Below are 17,170 nucleotides of genomic sequence, written 5' to 3' on the forward strand. Positions count from 1 at the left end.
CGCCGCCGCTGGACGCTCGAGCAGGCTGGCCGTCGTCGGGGCCGGTGCGGTGGGGACCTCCACCGCCTATGCCGCCCTGCTGCGCGGGGTGGCCCGGCACGTGGCCCTGTATGACATCGACCGGCCCAAGGTGGAGGCCGAGGTGCTGGACCTGGCCCACGGCACCCTCTACACCGGGTCCTCCTCGATCACCGGGGGCGACGATCCTGCGGTGATGGAGGGGGCCGACGTCGTGGTCATCACTGCTGGCGCCAAGCAGCACCCGGGTGAGACGCGGCTGGACCTGGCCGCCACGAATGTGCGCATCCTCGAGCAGCTGATGCCCGTGGTGCAGGAGCAGGCGCCGGACGCCGTGTACATCCTGGTCTCCAACCCCTGCGATGTGCTGACCCTGGCCGCGCAGCGCATCTCCGGACTGCCCGCCGGACGCGTGATGGCCAGCGGCACCACCCTGGACACCTCACGGCTGCGGTGGCTGCTCGCCCAGCAGGCCGGGGTCTCGCGGCAGTCCGTGCACGCCTACATCCTGGGTGAGCACGGGGACACCGAGTTCCCGGTGTGGTCCTCGGCGACCATTGGCCCGGTGCCGATCCTGGACTGGCGGCGCGAGGGGCGGAAGGTGTTCACCGAGGACGGTCTGGATGCGCTGGCCGATCAGGTGGTCAACGCCGCGTACACCGTGATCCAGGGCAAGGGCGCCACGAACTACGCGATCGGGGTCTCTGCGGTGCGGATCGTGGAGGCGGTGCTGGGTTCACAGAACGCGGTGCTGCCGGTGTCCACGGTGCTGGACGGGCAGTACGGGATCTCCGATGTGGCCCTGTCCGTGCCGTCCGTGGTGGGCCGGGGCGGGGTGCGCGAGGTGCTGGAGATCAACCTGTCCGCACAGGAGCTGCGGCGGCTGCAGCATTCGGCGCAGACGTTGAAGCAGTCGGCGGCAGACTTGGAATTCTGACCCGTCCCGTCCGGATCTCGTGCGGGGCGGGAGTCTCAGGCGCCGCGGGAGTCGCGCTCGGCCTGAGCCTGACGGCGCTTCTCCTCGGCCAGCTCCTGCTTGCGGCGGGCGACCTGTTCGCGGTGCAGCTCCTCAGAGGAGCGGTGGATGCCCGAACCCTGGGAGAGGTGCTCGGGGTTCTCCTTGGAGGCCAGCTGCAGCATGGCCACCACCACCAGGGAGGTCATGAAGAACACACCGAAGGCGATCAGCCCGATGTCCACGCGGATGGGGTTCTCGGTGCCGCCGGATGCGGTCATCATCGCCACCACTCCGCCCACCAGGCCCAACACCAGGGAGAACACCAGCGGACCCTTGATGGAGGCCAGGAAGCTGTTCTTCACCTCGGGCAGGTCGCGGCCGCTGCGGTCACCGGCCGGACGGGCGGGACGGCCAGACGTGCCCCGGTTCGGGCCGGAGGTGGACGAGCTCACAGGTGCTGCTCCTGACGGTTCGGGGGGCTGGAGGTCCTCACAGGAGGATCCAGTCGGGGATGCGGTGTGCGCAGGACGCACCCGTTCATTCTACGCCGTGTAGAGAACGAGGCGGTCCGGCTGATCGGCGCTGACGCGAGACGAGGTCCACAGTGCGCCGATCCGGAGTGTCAGTCCTTCGGCGCCCCGCCCGGGAATCCACCCGAGGCCGCACTGTCCGCCTCGGAGCCGGCGTCGTGCCGGAAGCCGAATCCGGAGATGGCCATGACCACCGCGATGATGATGGCCCCGCCACCGATGATGCCCAGCAGGCCGTGCGGATCCAGGTGGTTGAACAGGGCCAGACCCACAGCGGTGCCCACCCCGATCAGGCCGGTGTAGAGCTGGTCGCGCGCGGGGATGAACTCGCGGCGGTGCCGGGCCCAGGCCACCAGCTCGGCGATCCCACCCAGCAGCAGCGTGGCGGCGGCCACCCAGGCGATCGCCACGGTGTCCGAGAGGAACAGCAGCACGATGGCCCCGACCATCCAGGCGGCGGCCGCCATGGACAGCGGGCCGCGCATGGCCTCGGGGACGGGCTCACGCCGCAGGTACTCCCACATGGCCGTGCCGGAGAACACCAGGTAGGCGGCCACGCCGTACTTCAGCAGCGAGACCTCCGGGTCCCGCAGGAAGATGGTGGAGATCCCGAAGATCGCGGCCACCAGGGCACGGATCAGCACGGGCTTCCAGACGGCGACGGCGGTCTCAACGGGGGTCTTCACGGCAGGCACCGATCCAGTCTAGGCCGCTCGCCGCCGGGCGCTCACTCCGCGCCGGCGCGCATCCAGGCATCCGAGCGGGCCCGCCAGCCCAGCGTCACGGCGCGCGCCCCCAGGTACACCCCGGCGAACCCGGCCCACAGCAGGGCCAGCTGCACGCCGGCAGTGGGGGCCTGACCCGGGTCTGACCAGTCCTGGGTCCAGCCCAGTCCCCCGCTGGCCACCCACACCAGCCCGGCCAGCGCGGGCAGGTAGACCACCAGGTTCACGACGCCGGCCAGCGCCAGATAGCGGGCATCGCCGGCTCCGATCAGCACGCCGTCCAGGACGAAGACGTACCCGCCGATCGGCTGGGACACGGCCAGCACCAGCAGGCCGGCGGTGGCCGCGGCCTGCACGGCCGGCTCCGGCGTGAACAGCGGCGGCAGCACCCAGGCCAGGGCGGCCAGCAGCGCCCCGGTGATCACCCCGAACCAGATGCCCCACCGTTCCATGGTCCGCGTCAGCTCCCGCGCCACGTGGGTCCGCCCGGCGCCCAGCTCCTTGCCGATCAGCGCCTGGGCGGCGATCGCCAGCGCGTCCAGGGCGAAGGCGAGGGTGGAGTACAGCGTGAACACCAGCTGGTGCGCGGCCAGGGTGGCGGTGCCCAGCCCGGTGGCGGCGATCACGGTCACCAGGATGGCGGCCCGCAGGCTCGCGGTGCGCAGCAGCAGCCAGGATCCCACCTGGGCGGTGGCCCGCATTCCGGTTCCCGACGGCGCCAGGTGCGTCCCAGCGGCACGGAACCGGGGCAGCAGCACGGCCAGGTAGGTCACGAGCATCCCCCATTGGACGAGGCTGGTGCCGATCGCCGAACCGGCCACGCCCAGCCCCAGCCCGTAGACCAGGGCGAAGTTCAAGGCGATGTTGATCCCGAACCCGGCACCGGCCACGATCAGCGGGGTCCTGGTGTCCTGCAGTCCGCGCAGCACGCCGGTGGCCGCCAGCACCCCCAGCAGGGCGGGCAGACCGGGCATGGACCACTGCAGGTACGCCACAGCGTGATCCTGCACAGCGCCCTCGGCACCGATCAGTCCGGTCAGCGCGGGAGCCGTCACCCACCCGACCACCGCGAGGGCGAGGCCGATCAGCAGACCCAGCCAGACGCCGTCGCGCCCTCTGGCCATGGCCGCACCCAGGTTCCCCGCCCCCAGGTACCGGGCCACCGCGGGCGTGGTGGAGTAGGCCAGGAAGATCAGCAGTCCCGTGGCGGTGTGCAGCACCGTGGTGCCCACGCCCACACCGGCCAGCTCGGCGGTCCCCAGGTGCCCGACGATCGCGGTGTCGGCGAGCAGGAACAGCGGTTCGGCCAGCAGCGCCCCGAAGGCGGGGACGGCCAGGGCCAGGATCTGGCGGGAGAGCGGACGGCTGTCCGGTGCAGAGGTGCTCACAGTGTCGGTTCGACTTCGGCGCTCAGCTGACCAGCGGCAGCAGCGTGTAGGCCACCGTCAGGGCGATCAGGTTGTTGAACACGTGCAGGATGTACGCGTACGCCAGGGACATCCCCGTGAACACATAGGCCAGAGTGATCACGGTGGCCAGGGTCAGGTACGGCAGCACCTCCACCGGGTTGAAGTTGAAGCCGGTCGCCACGAAGTGCAGCAGGGCGAAGGTGAAGATCGAGATCACCACGCACACCCAGACGTTCAGGTGGCGGGAGAGCTTGCCGATCATCAAGTGCCGGAACAGGTACTCCTCCACGAACGGCCCCATCACCACGGCCACCAGGGCCATCAGGGGGAACGGGACGGAGAGCGTCATCGCCTCGATGCCCAGCTGGTTCTCGCTCTTGATCGGCTCCCCGGCCAAGGTCACGATCAGCGCGTTGACCGCGATGGTGGCCAGCCAGGCCCCCGGGATCAGCCCGATCTTCAGCCAGGTCTGAGTGCGGAAGGTCTGCAGGGACTGCACGAACGGGCGCCAGCAGGCGATCAGGGCCAGCACCGTGAGGATCACGTAGGCCGTCAGGTTGACCGCGAACCCGGCGGTGGTCTGGTCCAGGGTGCCCTCGGCGTCCCGGAACATCTCCTGGACGGTGGGGATGAACAGGATCAGCGAGGCCAGTCCGACGATCATCAGGGCGATGTACGCCAGCACCGTGACCAGGTCCATCCAGCGGAACGGGCCGGCCTCGGAGCGGATCTGCCGCCGGTTCTGCCGGCCGGGCCAGCCCGGCGGAATGTGCGCGGGCACCTGGTACGGCTGGTTCGCGGGGTACCGGTCCGGGGTGCCGTGGTGCTGAGGCGGCTGCCCGTACGGAGGTAGGCCGTAGGGAGCTTGGCCGTAGGGCTGTGGGGGTTGCCCATGGGGCTGCGGAGGCTGGCCGTAGGGCGGAGGGACCTGCTGACCGTACGAGCCGCCATTCGACGGCGCGGGCTGCTGGGCGTGCGGCTGCTGCGGGTCCGTGGTCATGCGCTCCATCGTAGGCACCGAGTCTGGGCCGGACCTCATCGCCGTGACCCCCGCCTGCTGGGGATCGCGTGTACGACGGATGTCGATCCGCCCGGCGAGTCTCGACCTCCAGCGTTCACGTGATCTGTTGCGCGGCGGATCGCCGGAGTAACGTTCCGGCCATGTCACTGTTCCAGCAGCCCGTCTTCATCAACCTGTGCAGCTCCGACCTCGAGCGGATGCGCACCTTCTGGACCGCGCTCGGGGCGGACATCAACGAGGAGTACACCGCCACGGACATGTGTCTGTGCGTGATCCTGACCGACTCCACCTACGCCATGTACCTCACGCCCCAGCACTATGAGAACTTCACCGGCGGTCGGCCCCGCGCGGACACCTTGGCCACCTCGGCCGCGCTGTTGGCCCTGACCGTGGGCACCCGCGAGGAGGTGGATCGGGTGGCCGAGACCGCCCTGAAGGCCGGTGCCACCGAGGTCGAGCTGACCGAGGAGATACGCACCGAGATGGGCCAGGCCGGCATGCACGTCCGAGAGATCGTGGACCCGGACGGACACCAGTGGGAGTTCTGCACCGCCTGAACCGCCACCCGCCCACCACCAGCCGATCACGTGTACGACGTATGTGGACTTCCTCGGCGAGTCTCGACCTCGAGCGTGCACGTGATCATGAGGGGGAGGGGGAGCCGGGCTGGGGGTCGGAGGCCGTGGCGGTGGAGCCGGCGCTGGCGCACACCACCAGGACCACAGCACCGATCGCCAGGGCGCTGACCCCCTGACCCAGCAGCATCCACCCGGCGATGGTCGCGATCACCGGCTCCAGACTCAGGAGCAGTCCGAACACCGGCCGGGGCAGCCGCCTCAGCGCCGCGAACTCCATGGAGTACGGGATCACCGAGGCCAGCAGCGCGGCGCCCAGGCAGAGCAACAGCAGCCGCCCGTCCCACTCCACTCCCACGAACCCGGAGGCCCCGAACGGCAACACCGCCAGGGTCCCTACTGTCGCCGCCACCGCCAGGCCGCCGGTGCCCGGAACGGTGGCGCTGACCCGGTGCCCGGCCAGGATGTACAGCGCCCAGAACAGTCCGGCGATCAGCACGAACGCCACTCCCAGCGGGTCCAGCCGGGAGGTGCCCAGCAGGTCGTCCACGAAGAAGAGCCCGACGCCGGCCAGGGCCAGTCCGATCCACAGCGCGTCTCTCCAGCGGCGAGACAGGGCGGCGGCCAGGGCCAGCGGACCCAGGAACTCGATGGACACGGCGATCCCCAGCGGGATCCGTTCAATGGCCGCGTAGAAGAACCCGTTCATCCCGGCCAGGGTTAGCCCGAACAGCGTCACGGCCAGCCACTGCTGACGGGTCCACTGCCACACCTTGGGGCGGAACACGGCCAGCAGGAGGATCGAGGCCGCCCCCAATCGGATCACCGTGGTGCCCCAGCTGCCGAACACCGGGAAGAGCTGGGTGGCCAGCGCCGCCCCGAACTGCAGCGAGAGGCAGGAGCCGATCACCAGCATCACGCCGGTGGCCCGGGGGCTGCGCGGTGCCGGAACCCGGCGCAGCCGCGGCAGGCGTCGGCCCGAGACCCGGTCGGCCGAGACAGCCGGGTGGACGATGGGGATCGGTGCGGTGCTGGGGGTCACGCCCTCCAGTGTGGCACCGGAGCGGTCAGCTCAGCGGGTGCATGACCCGGTAGCGGTGCTCACCGTGCTCAAAGGACTTGAACAGCCGACGGCGTGAGGGATCCCAGTCCGTCAACACCGTGGAGGAGACCACGGACTCGCCCTCGATCTGCACCAGGGTGGCCCGCTCTTCCTGGGACACCAGCACCCAGCGGCGGCCCAGATTCGAGAACCGCTCGGCGTCGGTGAAGATCCCGAACGTGAACAGGTCCACGGTGTTCATCAGCCCGGACCGCTTCTTCATCCGGTCCAGTGCGTGCACGGTGTCTCCAGGCTGGACGAGGTCGCCCAGAATCCGCAGTGTGGTGGCGTCAGCCATGATGGTCCCCCTTGTTCGATCAGCACCATGATGAACCGCGCGACGAGGCGGCACGGGCAGGATGCCCGGACCGCCTCGTCGTGTCGCGTCATCTCAGTGCCGCGCGGGGGTGTCCTCTCCCGACGGCGGCACCGGCGGCTCCCCGGGCACGTCCGGTGCGATCGTGTCGTCACCGGGCGCCTGCGGCGCGGCGAGACCGCCCGTGGCGGCGACCCCAGGATCTCCGGTGCCCTCGCGCTCAGCCGGTGTGACGTCGTCGGGGCCCGCCTGGACCGGGATGGGACCGGTGCCCGGGGCCACCGCAGCGGCCTGGGCGTCCAGGTCCACGCCCTGGGTGAACTGGGACATGTACAGCCGGTGGTAGGCACCGCCAGCGGCCAGCAGCTGTTCATGGGAGCCCTGCTCCACGATGTCCCCATGCTCCATCACCAGGATCACGTCCGCATCCCGGATGGTGGAGAGGCGGTGGGCGATCACGAACGAGGTGCGGTCCGTGCGCAGGGCCGCCATGGCCTGCTGGACCAGCACCTCCGTACGGGTGTCCACCGAGGAGGTGGCCTCGTCCAGGATCAGCAGGGCGGGATCGGCCAGGAAGGCACGGGCGATGGTGATCAGCTGGCGTTCGCCGGCCGAGATGTTCGCGCCCTCGTCCTCGATCACCGTGTCATACCCCTCCGGCAGGGTGTGCACGAAGCGGTCCACGTAGGTGGCACGGGCCGCGGCCATGACCTCCTCGTCCGTGGCGTCCAGCCGGCCGTAACGGATGTTCTCGCGGATGGTCCCGCCGAACAGCACCGCGTCCTGCAGCACCATGCCGACCTGTCCGCGCAGCACCCCGCGGTCCAGGGTGGAGGTGTCCACCCCGTCCAGCAGGATCCGGCCGGAGTCGATCTCGTAGAACCGCATGATCAGGTTGACCAGGGTGGTCTTGCCCGCGCCGGTGGGGCCGACGATCGCCACGGTCTGGCCCGGTTCGGCGGTCAGGGACAGGTCCGAGAGCAGCGGCTTGTCCGGGGTGTAGGAGAAGGCCACGTGCTGGAACTCGATCCGCCCGCGCACCGGCTGGGCCAGCTCGTTCCGGCCAGCACCCTCGGTGAGGTCCGGCTCCTGCTCGTCCGCGTCCAGCAGCTCGAAGATCCGCTCGGCCGAGGCCACCCCGGAGATGAGCATGTTGGACATGCCGGCCACCTGGCCCAGCGGCTGGTTGAACTCGCGGGAGTACTGGATGAACGCGGTCACCGCGCCCAGGGTCATCTGCCCGGTGGCCACGCGCAGTCCGCCCACCACGGCGATCCCCACGTAGCCCAGGTAGTTCACCCACTGCATGATCGGCATGATCATGCCCGAGTAGAACTGGGCCTTGAACGAGGCCTGGTAGAGCTCCTCGTTGCGCTGGTCGAACCGCTCGCCCATGTCCTGCTGGCGGCCGAACACGGTCACCAGCTCATGCCCGGTGAAGGACTCCTCGATGTGCCCGTTCAGCTGCCCGGTGTGCCGCCACTGGGCGGTGAACAGCTTCTGGGACTTGGTGCCGATGATCCCGATCACCACGCCGGACAGCGGCAGGGCGATCAGCGCGATCAGCGCCAGCTGCCACGAGAGCCAGAACATCATGAAGATGATGCCGATGATGGTCAGCACCGAGTACACCAGGGTGGCGAAGGCCTGCTGCATGGCCGACTGCACGTTGTCCACGTCGTTGGTGGTGCGCGAGAGCAGGTCGCCGCGCTGGCGGGTGTCGAAGTAGCTCAGCGGCAGGCGGTTGACCTTGGCCTCGATGTCCTGGCGCAGCCGGTAGACCACGCGCATCACGATGTCGTTGAGCACCCGGCCCTGCAGCCACATGAACAGCTGGGCCACCACGTACATGCCCAGCACGATCAGGATCAGCCGGGCCAGCTCGCCGAAGTCGATCCCCTGCCCCGGGACGAAGGCCATGCCCGAGAGCATGTCCGCTGCCTGGCCGTTCCCGGTGGCGCGCAGCCCCTCGATCACCTGGTCCCGGGTGAGGTCGGCGGGCATCTGGGCGGACAGGACGCCGCCGAAGATCACGTTCATGGCGTCCCCCAGGATGGAGGGTGCCCACACATTGAAGACCACCGCGACGACGACCATCGCCACCACGGCGATCATCCCCACCTTCTCTGCCCCGAAGGTCGCGAATAGTCGCTTGGCGGAGGGCCAGAAGGCCTTGGCCTTGCGGGGCGCGCCGCCTCCCCACTCGTCCGTCACGCCCTGCTCCTGGAACTGGGCGATCTCCTCTTCGGTGAGGTCCGTCGGCGTGGTGTCCTGCTTCTTGGTGCTGCCGCGCTTCAGCTTCGCCGCGGACGAACCGCGGGTCTTCGCGTGCCTGCCGCTCATGCCAGCTCCTCCGCGGTGATCTGGGAGTCGACGATCTCCCGGTAGGTCTCAGAGCTGTCCAGCAGCTCGTGGTGGGTGCCCTGGCCGACGATCTTCCCCTCGTCCAGGACGATGATCTGATCGGCCTCGGTGATGCTGGAGACGCGCTGGGCCACCATGATCACGGTGGCGTCCTGCGTGTACTCCCCGAGCGCGGCCCGCAGCTTCGCGTCCGTGGTGACGTCCAGTGCGGAGAAGGAGTCGTCGAACAGGTAGACGCGCGGCCGAGCCACGAGCGCACGGGCGATGCACAGGCGCTGGCGTTGACCGCCGGAGACGTTGGTGCCGCCCTGCGAGATCCCGGACTCCAGCCCGGTCCTGACGTCCTCCCCAGACCCGGTGGTGCGCTCGGAGACGAAGTCGGTGGCCTGGGCGGTGTCCAGGGCGGCCCAGAGCTCATCCTCGCTCGCCTCCGGGCGGCCGAAGCGCAGGTTCTCCGCCACGGTGCCAGAGAACAGGTAGGGCTTCTGCGGGACCAGCCCGACGGCGCGGGTCAGGGTGGCCCGGTCCATCTGCGTCACCGGGACGCCGTCCACCAGGACCTCGCCGGAGGTGGCGTCGTACAGCCGCGGGATCAGGTTGACCAGAGTGGTCTTGCCCGAGCCCGTGGACCCGATGATCGCGGTGGTCTTCCCCGCCGGGGCGATGAAGCTCACGCCGTCCAGCACGGGGGCCTCGGCTCCGGGGTAGGAGAAGGTGACCTCGCGGAACTCCACGGTCCCGTCATGGTGTTCGGGGGTGCGCGGGTGCGCCGGCTCCATCAGGGACGCCGGCGTGGTGAGGACCTCCATGATGCGCCGGGCGCAGATCACCGCGCGCGGGAGCATCATGAACATGAAGGTGCCCATCATCACCGCCATCAGGATCTGCAGCAGGTACTGCATGAACGCCGTCAGGGAACCCACCTGTACCAGCTCCTGGTCCACGCGCTGTCCGCCGAACCAGAGGACGGCGGCGGTGGCCAGGTGCAGGATCATGGTGATGATCGGACCCATCAGCACGAACAGCCGGCCGATCCGCACCGAGGTGTCCGTCAGGGCGGCGTTGGCGTCCGTGAACCGTTCAGCCTCATGGCGTTCCCGCACGAAGGCGCGCACCACGCGGATGCCCATGATCTGCTCACGCATCACGCCGTTGATGGCGTCGATGTTGTCCTGCATCCGCTGGAACAGGGGCATCAGCAGGCCCACGATGATCCCCACGATCACCAGCAGGATCGGCACCGAGACCCACACCAGCCAGGACAGGCCGGCGTCCTCCTGCACGGCCATGATGATCCCGCCCACGGACATGATCGGCACCATGACCATGAAGTTCAGTGCCATCAGCACGACCATCTGGACCTGCTGGACGTCATTGGTCCCGCGCGTGATCAGGGTGGGCGCACCGAAGCGGCCCACCTCCTCCGCGGAGAAGCGGTCCACGCGGGTGTAGACCGAACGGCGGATGTCCCGGCCCATCGCCATGGACACCCGGGCGCCGAACCAGACGGCGGAGATCGCCGCGATCACCTGGACCAGGGCGACGCCGAGCATCACGGCACCGGTGCGCCAGATGTAGTCGGTGTCCCCCACGGCCACGCCCTGGTCGATGATGTCCGCGTTCAGGCTGGGCAGATACAGCGTGGCCAGGGTGGAGACCAGCTGCAGCACCAGCACGGCGATGATGTGGCCCGTGTAGGGGCGCGCGTGCTCGCGCACGAGTTTCCAGAGCATGGGTCGCTCCCAGATCAGTTCGGCTCGGGGCGGGATGCCGCCAGGAGGATCACAGCACAGCGTGCTGACACGTTACGGGCGGACGTGGGTGCCGCGGGTGAACGTCAGAGGACCATTGTGCACCACGCTCCGGGGCAGTGGGACCGTCCCGCTGACCGGTCCTGCCGGTCAGTTCCGCGCGGCCAGCCGGTCCGCGTTGGCGTGGATCGCGTCCCGCAGGTAGACAGCCAGACCCGGCCGGACGTCGTCGTAGGTCTTGGTGAACCGCGGATCCTGGACGTACATGTCCCCCAGGCAGCGATGGAACTCCCCGTCCAGCGGGTAGAACCAACGGTCGATCACCTGGCGGGCGGCCTCCGCGGCGTCCATGGCCTGCTCGGAGTCGGCGGGCAGTCCGGCGTCCAGCGCGGCCGCGATCTGCTCGTTGGCCCGGTCCGTGTCCGCCTTGATCTGCTCCCACTCGGATCTGCCGTACCCCTTGGTCCGGCGGCGCGACTCCGCCCACGCCTCCGTGTCACCCCAGCGCTCCTGGGCCTCCTCGGCGTAGTCGTCGTTGAAGCCATTGCCGAAGAGCTCCTTCTGCTCGTCCGGGCTCAGTTGATGTCCCTTCATGTCTGCCTCCAATGCAGTGTCCACAGCGGCCAGCAGCCGCGTGAGTTCGGTCAGTCTCTCCTCGATCAGGTCCCGCTGCCGCTCCAGCACGCGCCGGGTGTCCCGGGTGTCCTGGCCGTCCGGGCCCGAGTCCTCCAGCACTGCGCCGATATCCTCCAGGCCCATCCCGAGCCGTCGGTAGGCCACCACCTGCTGGAGTCGGTCCAGGTCCGCGGCGGAGTACAGGCGGTAGCCGGCCGAGCTGCGCGCCTGCGGGGTCACCAGCCCGATCCGGTCGTAGTGGTGCAGCGTCCGCACCGTCACCCCGGTGGCCGCGGCGGTCTCCCCCACGGTCATCAGCTCCACCTCCGGATGGGAGGGCTGAGCAGTGCGGGCGGGTTGGGATACGGCTGCGCCGCGTCCCGACGACGGCCCCTCACCGGGGCGTGCAGGTCCTGATCTCTTCATGGTCACCAGTGCACACCCTCACGCCGCGTCAGGGTCAAGTCCGCGCGGGCGAACCGGCCCCAGCGCTGCATCGTGTGGCCCGATATGGGGGATTCAGGACGCGTCACTCGCAGAATTCGGGCCACACGTTGCCGGAGGGGTGGGTTGCGGGCGATGCAGCGCAGGTGGTCGAGCGGGAGCAGGCACCGCTCAGGTGAGGTGGTCGTTCCTGCCCTCAGCCCAGTCCGCATGGCGCTGCGCGGACCGCCGCACCACGTCCGCAGCGTTCTGCCCACCCGTCCCGTCCTGCCCTTCGCGGCCTTCTCCGCCGAGCACGCCGCCGAAGTTGTCGTACAACCGCGCGTAGTCGTACCGGTCCAGGTGGTCGGCGATCCGCAGGGCCACCGCCCCGGAGAGCGGCAGGTAGTTGGGGAACGAGCGCATGAACGTGGCCCAGTGCCCACTGCGGGACACCCCCACCGTGTCCCCGCTGAGCAGCACGCCCGCACCGTCGGCAGCGGTCCAGTGCACCACCGCGCTGCCCGGGAAATGGCCCCCGGGCTGGGACGCCGTCACCCCGGGCAGCGGCTGCAGCGTGCCGGACCACACGTTCAGGTGGGCCGGGCGCCGTGCCAGCCAGCCGACGTCGGGCTCGGAGATGTGGACGGGAGCACCGCCGAAGGCGAGCGACCACTCGGACTGGACCCCGTACATGTGGGGGTGGGAGGCGAGGATCCCGGCCAGTCCACCCAACCGAGCCACCACGGCCACCGCCTCCTGGTCGATATACGCAGGGACGTCCACCATCAGGTTCCCGTGCTCGGTGGTGAGGATCTTGGCGTGCTGTCCGATCCCGGCACCCCCGGAGACCGGCAGGGACCACAGCCCCGGTTCAAGCTCCCGCAGGCCGATGGACGCTCCGTCCGCGCGGAGTCGGCCCACCGTGGTCCACTCCTGACCGGTGGGCGGGACATACTGGCGGTCGTCCGCACAGATGGCGCAGACCTCGGGCAGCGGGTGGGACGCAGAGGTCTCATGCTCCACGCCGCAGGTGCCGCACAGGACCGACTCGTCCCAGGGGGAGCGCGCGAGTCCGGAGGGTGCTGCCATCAGCTCAGCCGGCAGCCCATTCGTGCGCGGAGCGGTTGCGCAGTCCCACCAGCTCCACGGCCCGGCGCTCCAGCACCCGGTCGGCCTCCGTGGTGGGCTCCCACTGCCGGATCTGCTGCGCGCGGCCGTCCTCCCCGGTGGCCACCATGACGGCCAGCCCGTGGGCGATCAGCGAGGGGACCGGGTTGCGGCGGTCCCCCGCGCGCGCCTGGACGGAGACGTGCATGGAACGCGGTCCGGTGTGGACCAGCCGTGCCTCCAGCTCCACGAGGTCACCCACCCGGACGGGCTCATAGAAGCGGACGCCCCCGGCGAACACGGCCACCACCGACTCCCCGCACCACCGGGAGGCGCAGACGTCGGCGGCCTCGTCGATCCACCGCATCACGGATCCGCCCTGGATGGTCTCCCCGGGGTAGACGTCCTTGGTGGTGGCCAGGAAGCGCAGCACGATCCGCTCGGCCGTGGAGCCCTCAGGCCGGGGTGCGGAGGCGATCAGCTCCTCGACCTCGCGGCGCATGTGGCTGCGGATCTTGGCCAGGCGCTCGCGCTCCATCTGGGCGGGCGTGGCGGGCTCCCACGGGGTGACCGGCTGGGGACGGTGCTGCTCGTCCACCGAGACGTAGACCATGACGCATTCGGTGCAGACCACCGGCTCGGTGCTCGACTCGCCGGAGCCGGCCGCCACTCCCGCGGCCACCACGCCGCCGGCCGCCTCCGCGCTGCCGGCAGGTCCGCCCGGCAGATCAGGCAGGATCACGCGGGTCTGGACGTGGATGGAGGTGGTCCCGGTGTGCACCACGCGGGCCTGCACCACCACCCGGGTCTCCACGGGGACCGGGTGGGCGAAGTGCATGTTCCCCACATAGGAGGTCACCACGTTCGTGCCGGACCAGGACGCGGCGGCGGCGTAGGCGGCCTTGTCGATCCAGGTCATCACGGTGCCGCCGTCCACGGTGCCGTCCGGATGATCGTACGACTCCGCACGGAACTGGAGAGCAACGGAACTGCGACGGGCCATGTCTTGAACGTAGCACCCCGCACGGACGCAGTGTGACGGATGCCACCCGCGGACATCAGGGGTCCGTTCCGGGCGGGCATCGGCGAAGATGGTGCCATGCGCCCTGATCCCCACTCCACTGCACCTGCCAGCGCCCCTGGACCGGCCGTCGTCGGGAAGGATCCGGTGTCCGCCGGAGCCTCCCCCGCCCCGCCGGCACCGGGCCGGCACGAGGTGACCCTGCGGTTCCTGGCCGCCCCCACGGACCAGGGCCACTCCGGGACGGTGGATGCCGGGCGCGTGCTGGAGTGGGTGGACAAGGCGGCGTTCGCGGCGGCCACGGCGTGGTCGGGCAGCTACTGCGTGACGGCGTATGTCGGCAACATCCACTTCCGCCACCCGGTGACCGTGGGCGAGATGGTGGAGGTGAGCGGAACCGTGCTGTACACCGGCAGCACCTCGATGCACATCAACACCGTGGTGCGTTCGGGCGATCCCAAGACCGGCGAGCTGACCGAGCGGGCCCGCTGCCTGGTGATCTTCGTGGCGGTGGGGACGGACGGCAAGCCGACCCCGGTGCCGGAGTTCGTGCCGCGCTCGCTGGAGCAGGAGCTGGCCCGTGACTGGGCGCTGTCCCGCGTGGCCGTGCGCGATGAGATCAACGAGGCGATGAAGGACCAGACCTACACGGAGGCCGGGACCGCCGAACGGGTGGTGCTGCGCTTCCTGGCCGCCCCCACGGACGTGAACTGGGGCGGGAAGGTGCACGGCGGGATCGTGATGGAGTGGATCGACACCGCCGCCTACCTCTGCTCCGCGCGCTACGCCGGGCAGGACACCGTGGCCGTGTTCTCCGGCGGCATCCGCTTCTACCGTCCGCTGCTGATCGGGGACCTGGTGGAGGTGGAGGCGCGGCTGATCTACACCGGGAACAAGGGGATGCACATCGCCGTGCACGTGCGCTCCGGGGACCCCAAGGGCGCCGAGCTGCACCTGACCACGTACTGCCTGACCGTGATGGTGGCGCGCAACGAGGACGGCGACGCGGTGCCCGTGCCCGCCTGGGAGCCGGTCTCGGATGAGGACCGTGCCCTGTGGCAGCACGCCCGGGACCTGCTGGAGATCCGCGGCCGGGCGCAGGGCAACCGCCTGCCGAACCACCTGCTGGAACAGCGCCGTCCCGACGACGGGCGGTCGGCTCCCAGCGCGGGCTCGGCTGAGCAGGGCGAGGGTGGAGACGCGTGAGCGAACGCGCTGAGTGGGACGTGACCCTGCCGGCGTCCGGGGCGCAGCGGGATGCGGCGATGATCCGGGCCGCGGCGGACACCCTGGGTGAGGCGCGGCTGGCGGACTGGGCCGTGCGACTGCTGACCGGTGCGGCGAGGGTGGGCGATCCGGCTGATCCGGACCCCGTACTGATCGGCGCTGTGCCCGGGTGGATGCCGTACTGGTCCCGCGTGTGGGGCGCCCGGGTGCTGCTGCACGTGTGGCCGTCCCGGGCGGGCGTGGCCGAGTCCGCCGTGCTGGCGGGGCTGTCCGACGAGGAGTGGCGCGTGCGGGTGCTGTGCGCGCAGATCACCGCGGTGCACGGGGTGCGGGGAGCCGAGGAGACTCTGATGACGCTCACCGGTGATCCGGTCCCCCACGTCCGTTCGGCCGCCACCCGGGCCCTGGGCGAGGTGGGGTCCGACCGCGCGGCGCCCACGTTGGACCAGCTGATGATGGACCCGGACTCGGTGCTGGCCGACGCCGCCGAGACGGCCCTGGCCCGCCTGGCCGAGCGCCTCGACCGCCCTGACCTGCGCCCCGATTCGGAGTACTGACGCCCTCCCGCCGTTCTTCACCCCCGGCCCGGATTCCCACCGCCCTACAGGGCGAGGAGTTTCCGGGCCGGGGGTGAGAAACGCTCGTCGGATCGCGGACCTCAGTCCAGCAGCGCGGCGAACCGCCCCACGGCTGCGGCCCCGGTGACCTCGCCGGGCAGCAGCGGCAGCTGCACCAGGGGCACGCCGGGCACCTGCCGGCGCAGTTCGGCCACGTGCTCCCCCTCGGCGGTGGACCGTCCGGCCAGGAACTGCCCGGCGTCGGTCGGCGAGCGCCGGTTGACCACGGCTGCGGCCACGTCCACGCCGATCCCCCGCAGCTGTCCGTGCAGCTCCACGGTCTCCAGCACGGGCATCCGCTCGGCGGCCAGCACCATGACGAACGCGGTCCGCTGCGCATCGGTGAGCAGCTCGCGCATCCGCACGAACAGGTCCCGCCGCCGCTCCAGCACACGGCGGATCTCAGCGTCCCGCACCTCCTGGGAGGACCGCGCAGCATCCGCCCGTCGCCCCTCCAGCCCGCGCATGGCATCGGAGAACCGCTCGGACTTCGTGCGCCGGCTCAGCAGCCCCTCGGTCCACGCGGACATCAGCTGCGGCAGCTCGAGCAGTCGGGCGGTGTGGCCGGTGGGGGCGGTGTCGAACAGCACGGCGTCGTAGCGCTCCAGCCCGTCCAGCACCACCTCGGACATCCGCTCGAGCAGGGCGGCCTCCTGAGTCCCGGGCGACTGCCGGGCCAGGGCGAAGTACCGGTCCACCTCGCGGTGCAGGTGCTCGGGCATCATGCCCTTCACGGTCCGGCCCACGGTGCTCAGGTGCGCCTGCGCCACAGCGTCCGGATCGATCTCCATCCCGGTCACCGACCCCGCACCGGCCTCCGCGCCACCAGCGTCCCCAGCACCAGCACCAGCATTCGCATCACCGCCCCACAGCAGCGTCTCCCCGGCACCCACCTCGGCTCCCCACAGATGCCCGAGGTTGTGCGCCGGATCGGTGGAGACCACCAGCACGGACCGCCCCGCACGCGCCAGAGCGAGCGCGCACGCGGACGAGACGGTGGTCTTGCCCACGCCGCCCTTGCCCCCGAAGAACACCACGCGGCGCTCTCCCAGCAGCCCGGTCAGTCCCATCTCAGTCCCTGTCCCTGTCCGTTCCGTCGCCACACCACTCACCACCCCTCAGCAGCACGAGAGCGAGTCCAGCGGCGAGCGCTCCATGCCCATCCGGCGGTGCCACTCATGGAACCGTTCGTACACCACGGGCAGCAGCTCCACGGTGTAGTACGTGGCGGGGTTGGGCACGCCCAGGGCGTCGGAGAAGACCATCATCATGAACAGGTCCTCCTCGTCCCGCCGGGCCCGCGCGAAGGTCTCACGGTAGGGCCCGGCGTAGAACTCCTGGAGATTGCTCCCGACGGCGGCCCACCAGTCACCCAGTCGGCTCACCGT

At 70.4% G+C, this 17,170-nt stretch carries 17 protein-coding genes; 4 read left to right on the forward strand and 13 right to left on the reverse strand.

The window, feature by feature from the left end; all coding sequences use genetic code 11:
- Positions 1-25 precede the first annotated feature (25 nt).
- On the forward strand, positions 26-955 hold the full coding sequence (locus tag ACEXHE_RS12110; protein WP_374786027.1) for an L-lactate dehydrogenase: 930 nt from the start codon (positions 26-28) through the stop codon (positions 953-955).
- Between the two features lie 35 nt (positions 956-990).
- Here ACEXHE_RS12110 and ACEXHE_RS12115 read toward each other — a convergent pair whose 3' ends face one another.
- The 4 genes from ACEXHE_RS12115 to ACEXHE_RS12130 all read right to left on the reverse strand — a co-directional run bounded on the left by ACEXHE_RS12115 (position 991) and on the right by ACEXHE_RS12130 (position 4,640).
- Positions 991-1,428 carry a hypothetical protein gene (locus ACEXHE_RS12115; protein ID WP_260060957.1) on the reverse strand — a complete coding sequence of 146 codons (438 nt, stop codon included), beginning with the start codon at positions 1,426-1,428 and terminating at the stop codon, positions 991-993.
- Positions 1,429-1,598: 170 nt separating this feature from the next.
- Positions 1,599-2,201, reverse strand: a complete 603-nt coding sequence (locus tag ACEXHE_RS12120; protein WP_091698352.1) for a hypothetical protein — start codon at positions 2,199-2,201, stop codon at positions 1,599-1,601.
- A 32-nt stretch (positions 2,202-2,233) separates the two neighbouring features.
- The gene (locus ACEXHE_RS12125; RefSeq protein WP_374785976.1) at positions 2,234-3,619 is read right to left on the reverse strand and encodes an MATE family efflux transporter; all 1,386 of its coding nucleotides are present in this window, start codon (positions 3,617-3,619) and stop codon (positions 2,234-2,236) included.
- Between the two features lie 22 nt (positions 3,620-3,641).
- Positions 3,642-4,640: a lysostaphin resistance A-like protein gene (locus ACEXHE_RS12130; protein ID WP_374785977.1), complete on the reverse strand. Its 999-nt coding sequence runs from the start codon at positions 4,638-4,640 to the stop codon at positions 3,642-3,644.
- Positions 4,641-4,801: 161 nt separating this feature from the next.
- Between ACEXHE_RS12130 and ACEXHE_RS12135 the strand changes: the two genes are divergently transcribed.
- Positions 4,802-5,218 (forward strand): VOC family protein, encoded by a 417-nt coding sequence (locus tag ACEXHE_RS12135; RefSeq protein ID WP_091698360.1) that lies wholly within the window; start codon positions 4,802-4,804, stop codon positions 5,216-5,218.
- Positions 5,219-5,303: 85 nt separating this feature from the next.
- On the opposite strand, the gene ACEXHE_RS12140 is transcribed toward ACEXHE_RS12135, so the two are convergent.
- The 7 genes from ACEXHE_RS12140 to ACEXHE_RS12170 all read right to left on the reverse strand — a co-directional run bounded on the left by ACEXHE_RS12140 (position 5,304) and on the right by ACEXHE_RS12170 (position 13,920).
- Entirely contained in the window at positions 5,304-6,278 is a 975-nt protein-coding gene (locus tag ACEXHE_RS12140; RefSeq protein ID WP_374785978.1) for a DMT family transporter, read from the reverse strand.
- Between the two features lie 25 nt (positions 6,279-6,303).
- Entirely contained in the window at positions 6,304-6,636 is a 333-nt protein-coding gene (locus tag ACEXHE_RS12145; protein WP_260060952.1) for a hypothetical protein, read from the reverse strand.
- Positions 6,637-6,729: 93 nt separating this feature from the next.
- The gene (locus ACEXHE_RS12150) at positions 6,730-8,997 is read right to left on the reverse strand and encodes an ABC transporter ATP-binding protein (protein WP_374785979.1); all 2,268 of its coding nucleotides are present in this window, start codon (positions 8,995-8,997) and stop codon (positions 6,730-6,732) included.
- The gene (locus tag ACEXHE_RS12155; protein ID WP_374785980.1) at positions 8,994-10,751 is read right to left on the reverse strand and encodes an ABC transporter ATP-binding protein; all 1,758 of its coding nucleotides are present in this window, start codon (positions 10,749-10,751) and stop codon (positions 8,994-8,996) included. The genes ACEXHE_RS12150 and ACEXHE_RS12155 overlap by 4 nt, the downstream gene beginning before the upstream one ends.
- 168 nt (positions 10,752-10,919) lie before the next feature.
- Positions 10,920-11,810 carry a MerR family transcriptional regulator gene (locus ACEXHE_RS12160; protein WP_374785981.1) on the reverse strand — a complete coding sequence of 297 codons (891 nt, stop codon included), beginning with the start codon at positions 11,808-11,810 and terminating at the stop codon, positions 10,920-10,922.
- 189 nt (positions 11,811-11,999) lie between these two features.
- Positions 12,000-12,899: a hydrolase gene (locus tag ACEXHE_RS12165; protein WP_374785982.1), complete on the reverse strand. Its 900-nt coding sequence runs from the start codon at positions 12,897-12,899 to the stop codon at positions 12,000-12,002.
- Positions 12,900-12,903: 4 nt separating this feature from the next.
- Complete coding sequence (locus ACEXHE_RS12170) at positions 12,904-13,920, reverse strand: hotdog domain-containing protein (protein WP_356969619.1); 1,017 nt, start codon at positions 13,918-13,920, stop codon at positions 12,904-12,906.
- A 96-nt stretch (positions 13,921-14,016) separates the two neighbouring features.
- Here ACEXHE_RS12170 and ACEXHE_RS12175 point away from each other — a divergent pair, with 96 nt between their 5' ends.
- Both ACEXHE_RS12175 and ACEXHE_RS12180 read left to right on the forward strand, forming a co-directional pair.
- Entirely contained in the window at positions 14,017-15,144 is a 1,128-nt protein-coding gene (locus ACEXHE_RS12175; RefSeq protein WP_374785983.1) for an acyl-CoA thioesterase, read from the forward strand.
- Positions 15,141-15,722 (forward strand): HEAT repeat domain-containing protein, encoded by a 582-nt coding sequence (locus ACEXHE_RS12180; RefSeq protein ID WP_374785984.1) that lies wholly within the window; start codon positions 15,141-15,143, stop codon positions 15,720-15,722. Before ACEXHE_RS12175 ends, ACEXHE_RS12180 begins: the two co-directional genes overlap by 4 nt.
- A 101-nt stretch (positions 15,723-15,823) precedes the next feature.
- Here ACEXHE_RS12180 and ACEXHE_RS12185 read toward each other — a convergent pair whose 3' ends face one another.
- Both ACEXHE_RS12185 and ACEXHE_RS12190 read right to left on the reverse strand, forming a co-directional pair.
- Positions 15,824-16,852, reverse strand: coding sequence for an ArsA family ATPase (locus ACEXHE_RS12185; protein ID WP_374785985.1), 1,029 nt, complete (start codon positions 16,850-16,852; stop codon positions 15,824-15,826).
- A gap of 48 nt (positions 16,853-16,900) precedes the next feature.
- Positions 16,901-17,167 (reverse strand): cory-CC-star protein, encoded by a 267-nt coding sequence (locus tag ACEXHE_RS12190; protein WP_260060945.1) that lies wholly within the window; start codon positions 17,165-17,167, stop codon positions 16,901-16,903.
- Between the last annotated feature and the right edge of the window lie 3 nt (positions 17,168-17,170).

The sequence above is a fragment of the Micrococcus sp. IITD107 genome, from assembly GCF_041927415.1.
Lineage (GTDB): Bacteria > Actinomycetota > Actinomycetes > Actinomycetales > Micrococcaceae > Citricoccus > Citricoccus terreus.

Bases quoted from the DNA above. Each gene is read 5' to 3' on its own strand.
- ACEXHE_RS12130 (WP_374785977.1), bottom strand. From the start codon at position 4,640: ATGACCACGGACCCGCAGCAGCCGCACGCCCAGCAGCCCGCGCCGTCG.
- ACEXHE_RS12135 (WP_091698360.1), top strand. From the start codon at position 4,802: ATGTCACTGTTCCAGCAGCCCGTCTTCATCAACCTGTGCAGCTCCGAC.
- ACEXHE_RS12145 (WP_260060952.1), bottom strand. From the start codon at position 6,636: ATGGCTGACGCCACCACACTGCGGATTCTGGGCGACCTCGTCCAGCCT.
- ACEXHE_RS12150 (WP_374785979.1), bottom strand. From the start codon at position 8,997: ATGAGCGGCAGGCACGCGAAGACCCGCGGTTCGTCCGCGGCGAAGCTG.
- ACEXHE_RS12155 (WP_374785980.1), bottom strand. From the start codon at position 10,751: ATGCTCTGGAAACTCGTGCGCGAGCACGCGCGCCCCTACACGGGCCAC.
- ACEXHE_RS12160 (WP_374785981.1), bottom strand. From the start codon at position 11,810: ATGAAGAGATCAGGACCTGCACGCCCCGGTGAGGGGCCGTCGTCGGGA.
- ACEXHE_RS12165 (WP_374785982.1), bottom strand. From the start codon at position 12,899: ATGGCAGCACCCTCCGGACTCGCGCGCTCCCCCTGGGACGAGTCGGTC.
- ACEXHE_RS12170 (WP_356969619.1), bottom strand. From the start codon at position 13,920: ATGGCCCGTCGCAGTTCCGTTGCTCTCCAGTTCCGTGCGGAGTCGTAC.
- ACEXHE_RS12175 (WP_374785983.1), top strand. From the start codon at position 14,017: ATGCGCCCTGATCCCCACTCCACTGCACCTGCCAGCGCCCCTGGACCG.
- ACEXHE_RS12185 (WP_374785985.1), bottom strand. From the start codon at position 16,852: ATGGGACTGACCGGGCTGCTGGGAGAGCGCCGCGTGGTGTTCTTCGGG.